Genomic DNA, 10,123 nt, shown 5'->3' on the forward strand with positions numbered 1-10,123 from the left:
CCTCCTCCCCCTCCCCGCACGGGACGCCCGACCGTCACCCTCACCCCGGGATCCGCCACATGCTGCGTACAGCCCTGCGCAACGTCCTCGCGCACCGCGCCCGACTGGTCATGACAGCGCTCGCGGTCCTGCTCGGCGTCGCCTTCGTCTCCGGCACCCTCGTCTTCGGCGACACGGTCACGAACGCCTTCCGCGCGGCCTCCGCCAAGAGCCTCAAGGACGTGGCCGTCTCCGTGCAGGCGGACAGCGCCCCGGCGGACGACGGCAAGCGGCGCACCGTCCTGGACGCCGCGCTCGCACGGAAGATCGAGCGGCTGCCGGGCGCGGCGTCGGTGCGGCCCACCGTCAACGGCGAGGCCACCCTGGCGGCCAAGGACGGCAGCCCGGTCAACGCGGACAACGCCTGGGACAACCTCGCCGTCAACTACCGCCCCGGCCCGGACGGCAAGGACAGCCGCTATCCGCTGAAGGAGGGCCGCGGACCGGCCGCCGCCGGAGAGATGGCGCTGGACGCCGGGACCGCGGCGCGGGCCGGGTACCGGATCGGCGACACCGTCCGCTTCGCCACCGAAGGGCCCGCGCTGACCAAGAAGCTGGTCGGTACGGTCTCCAGCGGCGATCCGCGGGTCACGGCGGGCGGCACGCTGGCGCTCTTCGACACGCGGACGGCGCAGCGGCTGTTCCTCACGCCCGGCCGGTTCGACGAGATCACCGTCGCGGCCGCGCCCGGTACCGACCAGCGCGCGCTGACCGCCCGAGTGCGGGCGCTGCTGCCCGCGGAGGGCGCCACGGCGACCAGCGGCGACCGGCTCGCCGCCGAGCAGTCCCGCCGGGCCGGCGAGAGCACCGCGTCGCTGACCAAGACGCTGCTGGTGTTCGCGGGCATCGCGCTGTTCGTCGGCGTCTTCATCATCGCCAACACCTTCACCATGCTCATCGCCCAGCGCAGCCGCGAGATCGCGCTGCTGCGGGCCGTGGGCGCCTCCCGCCGCCAAGTCGTGCGCTCCGTCCTCGTCGAGGCCGCGGTCGTCGGGCTCGGCGCCTCCGCCGCCGGGTTCGCGCTCGGCCTCGGGCTCGCCGTCCCGCTGCGCCCGCTGCTCAACGCGGGCGGCGCCGAGCTGCCGGACGGACCGCTGGTCGTGTCGCCGTCGACCGTGCTGTGGTCGCTGGCGGTCGGCGTCGTCGTGACCGTCCTGGCCGCCTGGCTGCCGTCCCGCAAGGCCGCGCGGATCGCGCCGGTCGAGGTGCTGAGCAGCGTCGATCTGACGCCGCCCACCCGCGGCCTGGTGGTCCGCAACGTGCTCGGCGCGCTCCTGACCGGGCTCGGTGTGCTGGTCATGCTGTACGTCTCCACACAGGAGAACGGCTCCGAGCCGAACCTGATGTTCGCGATGCTCGGCTCCGCGCTGACCCTGAGCGGTGTGATCGTGCTGGCCCCGCTGCTGTCCAAGCCGCTGATCACCCTGGCCGGCCGCGCCACCACCCGGCTGTTCGGCGTCAGCGCCAAGCTGGCCAGGCAGAACGCGCTGCGCAACCCGCGGCGCACCGCCGCCACCGCCTCGGCCCTGATGATCGGGCTCAGCCTGATCACCGGGCTGACCGTGGCCGGGTACTCCACCCAGCGGGCCGTCGACCGGGCGAGCGGCCTGACGGCCGACTACCGGATCTCCAACAGCTCCGGCCACGGCCTCGAAGCGGACACCGGGCGGAAGGTGGCGAAGCTGCCGGGCGTCGCCTCCGCCGTGCCCGTCGCCTCCGCGGGCCTGACGACGAAGGGCGGGTACGCGCAGTTCACCGGGACCGACCCGGTGGCGTTCGGCAAGGTCACGGACCTGAGGTTCCGCGACGGCTCGCCGCGCCGCATCGGCCCCGGCCGGGTCGCGGTCTCGGAGACGTTCGCCGGCCGGGCCGGGCTCCGGGTCGGCGACACCCTCGACACCGAGCCGGACCGGGGGGAGGGCGGCGGGCGGACGAAGCGGCGCGCCCTGACCGTGGTCGGTGTCTACGCCGATGCCGCCACCGCGGGCGACGCGCTGGGCACGCTGCCGGACGTGCTGCCGTCCACCGACTTCGGGAAGCTGGAGAACGTCCTGGTGAAGGCGGCGCCCGGCCGGTCCGGCGGGCTGCAGCGGGAGATCCGCCGGGCGCTCGGCGACAGCCCGCTGCTGCGGGTGCAGAGCCAGGAGCAGATCACCAGGGCCGACAGCGGGCAGATCGCCACCGTCCTCACCATGATGTACGGGCTGCTCGGCATGGCCGTCGTCATCGCGGTGCTCGGCGTGGTCAACACCCTGGCCATGTCCGTCCACGAGCGCACCCGCGAGATCGGGATGCTGCGCGCCATCGGGCTCGACCGGTCCGGCGTCCGGCGGATGGTGCGGCTGGAGTCGGTGGTGATCTCGCTGTTCGGCGCGGTGCTCGGGGTGGTCACGGGCGTCTTCCTGGCCTGGGCCGGGGGCAGTCTGACGACGTCGTCGCTCCCGGAGTACGAAACGGCCCTGCCGTGGGGGAGGCTCGGACTCTTCCTGGCGCTGGCCCTGGCCGTCGGCGTGCTGGCGGCGATCTGGCCGGCCCGCGCGGCGGCCCGCCTGAGCCCCCTGCGGGCGATCCAGGCCCAGTGACCCGGTGGCCCAGTGGCCCAGTGACCCAGTGGCCCCGGCGAGTCCGGGTACTGGGTACCGGGCGCCGGGTACCCCTGACGGGGCGCGGTCAGCCGGAAGGGAACCGCACGCGGATGGTGAGGCCGCCCTCCTGGTTGGCCGTGGCATCGGTGGCCGCACCGTGCGCGCGGGCGATCGAGTCGACGATCGAGAGGCCCAGGCCCGCGCCGCGGTCCTCCGGGTCCCGGGGCCGGCCGCGTGCCTGGGCCCGGCGGAAGGGCTCGAAGAGGAGCGGTACGTCCGAGGACGGCACCCTCGGGCCCGTGTTGGCGACCTCCAGCCCTTCGCTCCCGACGCGTACCCGGACGGTGCCGCCGGGGTGATTGTGCCGGAGTCCGTTGGCGACCAGGTTGTGCACCGCGTGTTCGAGGAGGACCGGGTCGCCCGCGACGGACAGCGGTTCCGGCGGCTCCACGCGCAGCGCGACGGAGCGCCGGGCCGCCTCGTCGCGCAGGTCCTCCGCGCAGCGGGACGTGACGTCGTGCAGCGCCACCGGTTCGTGGTGCTGCAACTGCCGGTCGGACACGGCGAGCAGCAGGAGGGACTCGATCAGGCGCTCGCTGTCGTCGGCGTTCTCCATCAGTTTGCGCCGGATCCGGGCGACCTTCTCCGGGGGCGGCCCGTCCGCGAGCCCGATCTCGGCGGCGGCGCGCTGCACGGCGAGCGAGGTGCGGAGTTCGTGTGCGGCGTTGGCCGCGAAGCGCTGGCGGGCCGCGACCAGCTGCTCGATCCGGTCGAGCATCTGGTCGAAGGTGTCGGCGAGCTCCTTGAGTTCGCCGCCGCGGGACCTCAGGGCGATCCGTTCGTGCAGGTTCGACTCCGAGAGCTTCCGGGCCCTGGCGGTGACGACGCCGACGGGGCGCAGCACGCGGCCCGCCATCCACCAGGCCAGCGCGGCGGAGACGAGGGTGAAGACGGCCAGGGACACCCCGGAGACGGTCAGCAGACGGCTCAGCGCCGCGTCCCCTGCGGCGGTGCTCACTTTCTCGACCGCCGTCCAGTCGCCCTCGTTCTTGGCGGGCTTCGCGGTCCGGGCGAGGGAAACCCCGGCGCTCCCGGGCAGGCGCTTCGCCGGTACCACCTGGGTGACCGCGCTGCCGATACGGGTGTCGAGGCTCTGCTTCAGCAGGATGTAGACGAGCCCGGTCAGCAGGGCGCCGGCCAGGACCAGCAGCCCGGTGTAGAGGGCGGTGAGGCGTGCCCGCTCGCTGTTCACGCGCCGGTCCCCAGCCGGTAGCCGGAGCCGGGAACCGTCTCGATCACCGGTGGGTCGCCGAGCTTGGCGCGGAGTTTGGACAGGGCGACCCGTACGGCGTTGGTGCGGTAGCTGGTGTCCTCCTCCCACACCTGCTCGATCAGGTCCTCGCCGCTGACCACCGCGCCGTCGGCCCGCAGCAGCGTCTCCAGCACCGCGAACTCCTTGCGGGACAGGGCGAGATAGCGGCCGTCCCGGCTGGCCTGGCGCCGGGCGGTGTCCAGGACCAGCCCGGCCCGTTCCAGCACCGGCGGCAGCGCCGGCTGGGCGCGCCGCCCGAGAGCGAGGACGCGGGCCAGCAGCTCGTCGTACGCGAACGGCTTGCTGAGGTAGTCGTCCGCGCCCAGGCCGAGCCCCGCCACCCGGTCCCGTACGTCCCCGGCCGCGGTCAGCATCAGGATGCGGGTGAGCAGCCGCTGCCGTACGACCCGGCGGCACACCTCGTCGCCGTGCAGCAGCGGCAGATCGCGGTCGAGGACGAGGACGTCGTACGCGCCGAAGCGGAGCTTGTCCAGCGCGGCGCGGCCGTCGTGCGCCACGTCCACGGCGACGGCGTCCCGCCGCAGCCCCTCGGCGACCATCTCGGCCAGGAACTCCTCGTCCTCCACCAGCAGTACGCGCATGGGGCCCGTTCTACCGGAGGAGGGGGTTTCGCCGGTGTAAACGGATGTGCTGAGAGAAACGAAAGGCGCTTGTGCGGGACGGTCTGCGGGTCCGCGATCACCAAGAGGAGATCTCGATGCAGACGACCGCACAGACCACCGCACAGACGACCGCACGACAGTCCTCAGTCCGCTTCTTCGCAGCCGCCGCCGTCTCGGCGGCCGTCCTGGGCCTGTTCGGCACGGCGTGCTCCGCCGGTTCCGACGGCGGCGACGGCGACGGGGACGCGAAGGGTTCCGGGACGGCGAGCGGTAAGAACGACGAGGACCAGGCCGTGGTGTACCGCAAGTGCCTGCGGGACAACGGCCTGAAGGTTCCCGAGCCCAAGGGCGACGGCGACCAGAAGGGCGTCGCGATCGGCGGGGACAACAAGGCGGCCGTGGAGAAGGCGATCAAGGCGTGCCGGGACAAGGCGCCGGAGGGCAGGGGCGGCGGCAAGGCGTCGCAGGCCGACAGGGACAAGATGGTCAAGTTCGCCGCGTGTATGCGCAAGCACGGCGTGGACGTCCCCGTGCCCAAGGCCGACGGCGGCGTCGCGAAGGCCCGGCCGATCCCGAAGGGCGAGGCGGAGAAGAAGAAGCACGAGAAGGCCAGCAAGGCGTGCGAGGGCGAGCTGCGGTGAAGCGACCCCGGATGAAGCGCGGAACCGTGCTGGTGGCCGCGCTGGCGCTGGTGGCCGTGGTCGGCGGCTCCACCGCGTTCGCCGCGCTGGACTCCTCCGACGGCGGCGGCACGTCCCGGGACGCGGGGCTGCCCCCGGACACCGCCGCCGTCGAGCGGGGCGACCTGAGCGAGAGCGTGCAGGCGGACGGCACCCTCGGCTTCACGGGCAAGCGGAAGATCAACGCTGCCGCCGCCGGCACGCTCACCTGGACGGCCAAGACCGGCTCGGTGGTCGAGCGGAACGGCAGGCTGTACGCGGTCGACGGCGGCTCCGTGCGGCTGATGTACGGCTCCCAGCCGATGTACCGGACGCTGAAGGAGGGCGTCGAGGGCGAGGACGTACGGCAGCTGGAGAAGAACCTCGCCGCGCTCGGCTACACGGGCTTCACCGTCGACGACGAGTTCACCGGCCTCACCGCCGACGCCGTGCGGAGCTGGCAGGAGGCGAACGGCGAGGAGGAGACCGGCTCCGTCGCCCCGGAGCACATCGCCTTCGCGTCCGGCGCCGTACGGGTCGAGAGCACCGCCGGTGCCGTCGGCGACATGGCGGCGCCCGGCCGGCCGGTCCTGACCACGACCGGCTCCGAGCGCGTCGTCACGATGAAGGTCGACGTCGCGGAGAGCGGATCGGTGAAGAAGGGCGACAAGGTCACCGTCACCCTCCCCGACGACACGTCGGTGCCGGGCCAGGTCCGTGCCGTCGGCACCTCGGCCAGGAAGGACAAGGACGGGGGCGACTCCGGGGACGACGCGGCCAAGGTCGAGGTCACCGTCTCACTGGACGAGCCGGGGAAGGCGGACGCGCTGGACCAGGCGCCCGTGACCGTGGAGCTGAAGGGGCAGACCCGCAAGGACGTGCTGACCGTGCCGGTCGAGGCGCTCCTCGCGATGCCCGGCGGGGGCTTCGGCGTGCAGGTCGTGGAGCGCGGCAAGGCCCGCGACGTACAGGTCGAACCGGGCCTCTTCGCGCGGGGCAGGGTCGAGGTCGGCGACGGCCGGCTGCGTGCGGGCATGAAGGTCGGGGTGCCGAAGCTATGACGCGGGTCGTCGGCCTGACGGGGGTCACGAAGGAGTACGCGGGCGGCGTGATGGCGCTGCGCGAGGTGGATCTCAGTATCGAGGAGGGGGAGTTGGTGGGCATCGTCGGCCCGTCGGGTTCGGGGAAGTCCACGCTGCTGCACATCGTCGGCACGCTGGACCGGCCCACGTCCGGGTCGGTCGAGATCGCGGGGTTCGACGTGGCGGCGCTGTCCGACCGCGCGCTGTCCGCGGTGCGGGCCCGGCACGTGGGGTTCGTCTTCCAGGCGTTCCACCTGGTGCCGGGGGTCAGCGCGCAGGACAACGTGGCGGAGGGGCTGCTGTACTCCGGCCTGCCCCGCGCCGTGCGGCGGCGGCGTGCCGCCGAGGCGCTGGAGCGCGTCGGACTCGCCGACCGCGCCCGGCACCGGCCGCACGAGCTGTCGGGCGGTCAGAAGCAGCGGGTGGCGATCGCGCGCGCTGTCGTCGGCGATCCGGGACTGCTGCTGGCGGACGAGCCGACCGGCGCGCTGGACTCCGCGTCCGGCGAGTCGGTGATGGCGCTGCTGCACGAACTGAGCGCGGCGGGAGCGACGATCGCCGTCATCACCCATGACACGGAGGTCGCCGACCAGCTCCCGCGCCGGGTACGGCTGCGGGACGGAGCCGTCGTGGACGACACGCGGGGCGGTCCCCGGACGGACACCCGGACCGGCATCCGGACCGGCATCTGGACGGGCGCCTGATGCCCCGCCGCACGCGCGAGCACCGCCGCGACTCCGCACGCTCCGATCCCGCACGCTCCGACTCCGCACGCCGCGATCCCGTACGCCGCGACCTCCGCCCGGCCCGGCTCAGCCCGCGCGACGTCCTGCACGTCGGCTCCGGCGGCCTGCGCAGCCGCCCGCTGCGCGTCGTGCTCTCCGCCCTGGGCATCGCCATCGGCATCGCCACCATGGTCTCCGTGGTCGGCGTGTCCGCCTCCAGCCAGGAGAAGCTGCTGCGGCAGCTCGACCGGCTCGGCACCAACATGCTGGTGGCGTCCCCGGGCGAGTCGATGTTCGCCGGCGAGGACGTCAAGCTGCCGAAGAGCGCCGTCGGCATGGTCAGCCGCATCGAGGGGGTGGAGGAGGCGGGCGCGACCGGCACCGTCGAGGCGACCGTACGCCGCAACGAGAAGCTCCCCGAAGAGGACAGCGGCGGCATCGCCGTCCAGGCCGCGTCCCTGGAGCTGCTGAGGACCGTACGGGGGACGATCGCCAGCGGCAGCTGGCTGAACGGGGCCAACGGCCGCTACCCCTCCGTCGTCCTGGGCCATGTCGCCGCTCAGCGGCTCGGCGTCGGCAAGGCGGGGCAGCAGGTGTGGCTGGGCGACCGGTACTTCACGGTCGTCGGCGTCCTCGACCCGCTGCCGCTGGCCCCGGAGCTCGAACGGTCCGCGCTCGTCGGCTGGGACGCCGCCGAGCGGCTGCTCGGCTTCGACGGCCACCCCACGTCGGTGTACGAGCGCTCCCAGGACAGCTCCGTGAGCGCCGTACGCAGCCTGCTCGCGCCCACCATCGACCCCGAGAACCCGCAGGACATCAAGGTCACCGACCCGTCGGCGAAGCTGCAGGCGCGGGCGGCGACCGAGGGGGCGTTCAGCAGCCTGCTGCTGGGGCTCGGCGGCATCGCGCTCCTGGTGGGCGGTGTCGGCGTCGCCAACACCATGATCATCTCGGTGCTGGAGCGACGGTACGAGATCGGGCTGCGGCGCTCGCTGGGCGCGGCGCGGGGGCAGATCCGCATCCAGTTCGTGACGGAGTCGCTGCTGCTGTCCGGCCTGGGCGGGGCGGTCGGCGTCGCGCTGGGTGCTGCGGCGACGGCGGTGTTCGCGCAGGTCGAGGGGGTGCCCTGGGTCATTCCGCTGTGGTCGGTGGCGGGCGGCTTCGGGGCCACCCTGGTCATCGGCACGCTCGCGGGCCTCTACCCGGCGATCCGCGCGGCCCGGCTCTCCCCCACCCTGGCGCTGCACGCGGCGTGACCCTCCGAGGGGCCGGACAGCTCTGGGCGGCGGACGGGGGCGGCGCCCGCGGCGCGGTGCTCGTCGCGGTGCTCGTCGACGCGGCGCGGCACCGCGTCCCCGTCGCCCAGGCGATCGCGATCGATGCGACGAACGGCCGGGGCCCCGGGGGGCAAGGGTGCGGTCAGGGCTGGTCCAGGGCCCGTTCGAGCGCGCGGCGGGCCCGGCCCGCGGCCGCCGGGTCGTGCTGGAGCTGCATGGCCGCGTTCAGCGCCAGTCCGGTGGCGACGATCTCGAACAGCGCCTGGTCGACGTCGAACCCGGCGGGCAGCTCGCCGTTCTCCACCGCCGCGGCCAGGTCGGCGCGCAGCTGTCCCCGCCAGCGCGACCACACCTCGGCCACCGCGTCGCGGACCCGGCCGGGGCGGCTGTCGTACTCGGTGAGCGCCGCGGTCATCAGACAGCCGCCGGGCAGCAGCGGCGCCTCCAGGTAGTCCACGGAGTTGGCGCACACCGCGCGCAGCCGCCGCAGGCCGGGCGGCTGGACCCGGGCGGGTTCGACCACCCGGTGCCAGAAGTCGACGAACGCCTTGTCCAGCGTGGAGATCTGCAGCGTCTCCTTGGTGCCGAAGTGCTTGTGCACCCCGGACTTGCTCATCTCCAGCTCCTCGGCGAGCCGGCCGATGGTGATGCCGTCCAGCCCCTCCTCGGAGGCGATCTCGGCCGCGCGGCCGAGGATCCGGCCCCTGGTGGCCTGCGCTTCGGCCGCTGAGCGTCGTGGTGACATACGGCAAGAATAGCGCACGGCCGTTCGCTATTGATTTAGCGAACGACCGTACGCTACGTTCGGGGCAACCACGGGAACAAAGGAGTGCGAGATGCGGGTACGACGACTGGGCTGGGCCGGAGTGGAGATCGAGGCAGCCGGCACACGACTGCTGATCGACTACGTCCGGGACCTGTCACCGCTGTTCACCGGGTGGAAGCCCGGCAAGGGGGTGGCGGCGCCGAGCGGGAAGGCCACCGCCGCGCTGGTCACCCACCTGCACCGGGACCACACCGACGCGTCCGCGCTCGCGGACACGCTGACGCCGGGAGCCCCGGTACTCCGCCCGGCGCCCGGCCACGGCGACGACGTGGACAACCAGACGACGCTGCTCGCCGAGCGCGAGCTGGCCCAGCACCGGCTGGCCGCCGAGACCGTGGACGCCTGGACCACCCGCGACCTCGGGCCGTTCCGCGTCACCGCCGTCCCCTCCGTCGACGGGCTGGGCGACCCGCAGCTGAACTGGGTGGTGGAGGCCGAGGGCCAGCGGATCTTCCACGGCGGCGACACGATGTTCCACGGCTACTGGTGGCTCATCGCGCGCCGGTTCAGCCCGTTCGACGCGGCCTTCCTGCCCGCCAACGGCCCGGTCGTCGACGCGCCGCACCTGCAGCCGCCGAGCCCGCTGCTCGCCGCGCTGGACCCGCAGCAGGCCGCCGCGGCCGCGGACATCCTCGACGCCCGCTACGCGGTCCCGATCCACTACGAGCCGGAACAGCCGGAAAAGATCGCGGGCTACGTCGAGGTCCCCGACCCGGAGAAGGAGTTCCGCACGCACGCCGGACACCGCGCACACGTCCTGGCCGTCGGGGAACGGCTGGACCTGACCACGCGGTGAACCTCGTCAAGGCGCGTCTGTCGGCGGACCTGTTGGCGGTCTACGGCCGCGGGCGCGTCCCCGGCGGATGAGGCTCCCCCGTTATGGTCTTCGCGGTCCTGCAAGAGGGCTGCTGGCCTCCGGGCCCGGCATGGCTGTTCCCCCCTGTTGGAAGTCGATGACCTGGGGGGTGGTGCCACCGGGCCCGAGAGGCGCCGTT

9 protein-coding genes are annotated in these 10,123 nt (G+C 73.7%); 6 read left to right on the forward strand and 3 right to left on the reverse strand.

Annotated elements, in window-relative coordinates:
* Window positions 1-59 precede the first annotated feature (59 nt).
* On the forward strand, window positions 60-2,621 hold the full coding sequence (locus tag G5C65_RS23005; protein WP_165300816.1) for an ABC transporter permease: 2,562 nt from the start codon (window positions 60-62) through the stop codon (window positions 2,619-2,621).
* Window positions 2,622-2,709: 88 nt separating this feature from the next.
* Here G5C65_RS23005 and G5C65_RS23010 read toward each other — a convergent pair whose 3' ends face one another.
* Together G5C65_RS23010 and G5C65_RS23015 are read right to left on the reverse strand one after the other, a co-directional pair.
* A complete protein-coding gene (locus tag G5C65_RS23010; protein ID WP_165300817.1) occupies window positions 2,710-3,876 on the reverse strand; it encodes an ATP-binding protein in 1,167 nt (388 codons plus the stop codon).
* Window positions 3,873-4,538 (reverse strand): response regulator transcription factor, encoded by a 666-nt coding sequence (locus G5C65_RS23015; RefSeq protein WP_165300818.1) that lies wholly within the window; start codon window positions 4,536-4,538, stop codon window positions 3,873-3,875. The genes G5C65_RS23010 and G5C65_RS23015 overlap by 4 nt, the downstream gene beginning before the upstream one ends.
* Window positions 4,539-4,654: 116 nt before the next feature.
* Between G5C65_RS23015 and G5C65_RS23020 the strand changes: the two genes are divergently transcribed.
* Genes G5C65_RS23020 through G5C65_RS23035 form a run of 4 tightly spaced genes read left to right on the forward strand, consistent with a single transcriptional unit; the run spans window position 4,655 to window position 8,281 of the window.
* Window positions 4,655-5,200: a hypothetical protein gene (locus tag G5C65_RS23020; RefSeq protein WP_241265982.1), complete on the forward strand. Its 546-nt coding sequence runs from the start codon at window positions 4,655-4,657 to the stop codon at window positions 5,198-5,200.
* An 11-nt stretch (window positions 5,201-5,211) separates the two neighbouring features.
* Window positions 5,212-6,279, forward strand: coding sequence for a peptidoglycan-binding protein (locus G5C65_RS23025; protein ID WP_165300819.1), 1,068 nt, complete (start codon window positions 5,212-5,214; stop codon window positions 6,277-6,279).
* Complete coding sequence (locus G5C65_RS23030; protein ID WP_165300820.1) at window positions 6,276-7,004, forward strand: ABC transporter ATP-binding protein; 729 nt, start codon at window positions 6,276-6,278, stop codon at window positions 7,002-7,004. The genes G5C65_RS23025 and G5C65_RS23030 overlap by 4 nt, the downstream gene beginning before the upstream one ends.
* Window positions 7,004-8,281 carry an ABC transporter permease gene (locus tag G5C65_RS23035; protein WP_206442166.1) on the forward strand — a complete coding sequence of 426 codons (1,278 nt, stop codon included), beginning with the start codon at window positions 7,004-7,006 and terminating at the stop codon, window positions 8,279-8,281. Before G5C65_RS23030 ends, G5C65_RS23035 begins: the two co-directional genes overlap by 1 nt.
* Window positions 8,282-8,444: 163 nt before the next feature.
* Here the strand turns inward: G5C65_RS23035 and G5C65_RS23040 are convergent, their stop codons facing one another.
* Window positions 8,445-9,047: a TetR/AcrR family transcriptional regulator gene (locus G5C65_RS23040; protein WP_165300821.1), complete on the reverse strand. Its 603-nt coding sequence runs from the start codon at window positions 9,045-9,047 to the stop codon at window positions 8,445-8,447.
* A 91-nt stretch (window positions 9,048-9,138) separates the two neighbouring features.
* On the opposite strand from G5C65_RS23040, the gene G5C65_RS23045 reads away from it, so the two are divergent.
* Entirely contained in the window at window positions 9,139-9,924 is a 786-nt protein-coding gene (locus G5C65_RS23045) for an MBL fold metallo-hydrolase (protein ID WP_165300822.1), read from the forward strand.
* The last annotated feature ends 199 nt before the right edge of the window (window positions 9,925-10,123 follow it).

The organism is Streptomyces boncukensis, assembly GCF_011045075.1.
Lineage (GTDB): Bacteria > Actinomycetota > Actinomycetes > Streptomycetales > Streptomycetaceae > Streptomyces > Streptomyces boncukensis.